We start from the raw sequence: 1,527 nt of genomic DNA on the forward strand, positions 1-1,527 counted from the left end.
ACAACTTCTTTATTAAGTATTGCAATACCAACTACAAGCAAACAAGGCCTTAGCACAACACCTGAACCCGTCATTGCTGTCACGGCAAGCGACAACTGACGACGAGTCCCTACTCGCCTCATCTCTTGATAAACAACCGCGCCCATCGCAATAATGATAATGCCCGAAGCACCGGTATAAGCAGTCGGGAATGCCATCAATGCGATAGCAACAAATGCAAGCAATTCAGGCGGCAGGTGCCAAGGTTTAAACACCTCAAACAATTTTGCACCAAGAAGCGTTTCTTTAAGCAGCATACCAACCAGAATATAAAGACCAATTGCTAAATGAAGATTAGTTAGCTGAAAGATTTGAGTAAAATAGATAGCAATACCTGGATAGTGCGACTCAACAATAAAAAACTGAAAGATCGCTGCTAACAGCATAATACTATGAATAGGTATCGCTATAAAGGCAAGCCAGGGTTTACCTCCAGGCTCAAGATCTGGCGATGGATTGAGTAACTGATATAGATTCAGACCGCATAAGCTAAAACACCCGAGCATAAGGATAATCATTAACTCAGGGTTGGTAACCTCAGTCCCCGATGCGTAAGAGCCTTGGTAAAACGCGACGGTAGACAACCCAAGACAGGCATTGGCAAACAACTGCCCTACATTCGAAACGTAGTGATCCATTCGACTATGAATCGACCTAAACGCAATATGATTACGCTTCCATGTTGTGATAAACGCAGACAGTGCCAGCAGCAATATCAAAGTAAGTTTTTGATTCTCAATAGCAAGCAAACTAACTTGAGCAAAGGTGTGCTCAAGATCTTTAAAAGTACGAACCCAAACATTCATTTGAGCTCGATAGGTCTGGGCATCAGCATGCTGCTTCTGGCATAGCCTGATTTGGCTAGCTAAGGAATTACGAGCTGAATCACGATCAAACTCAGTCGCAAATAAATCGAAGTCTTCATTTTCTGCAAGGTGCTCTTGTTCTAATTCATCCAACCTGGCTTCGATATCAAACTGATATTCACAGTCTGCAGTGGGCTCATCACCCCGAAGAATAAAGTAGTCCTCCCAAAAATAGCTGCCAAGCTTAAGCATCTGTGCATGCATATTCTCACTAGTGCCCGAAATAATCGTTACGAACAAAAGACATAGAATTGAGTAGGAAAGGATTTTTTGCATCAGGACTTTGATGCTAAATTCGGATTTCTTGTTGGTTAGTTGAGTATCGTAATCAGGCTGCATAGTGTTATTAAAATTATTATGAAGATAATATTAAAAATTAAGATGTAAGTCGGGCCATAGTATACGAAATAGCATGTGAATACAGCGAAATGATCCTAACCTGAGCCACAATCAAGCATAAAAAAAGGAAGATCATTGACCTTCCTTTTTTAGAACGACTAACTAGTTGTACCTAGAACCTAAGCTCTAAGAGCGCTATTCTGATACCAGAGTTCGCTTATTTATAATAAGCATTATCCGTAACGGAGTGATCTGTTACATCACGCACGCCACTTAGCTCAGG

1 pseudogene is annotated in these 1,527 nt (G+C 41.3%); it reads right to left on the reverse strand.

The window, feature by feature from the left end:
• A pseudogene (locus A3761_RS24095) lies at positions 1-1,181 on the reverse strand (C4-dicarboxylate ABC transporter); the annotation flags it as partial.
• Positions 1,182-1,527: the final 346 nt, after the last annotated feature.

The organism is Oleiphilus sp. HI0123 (assembly GCF_001635315.1).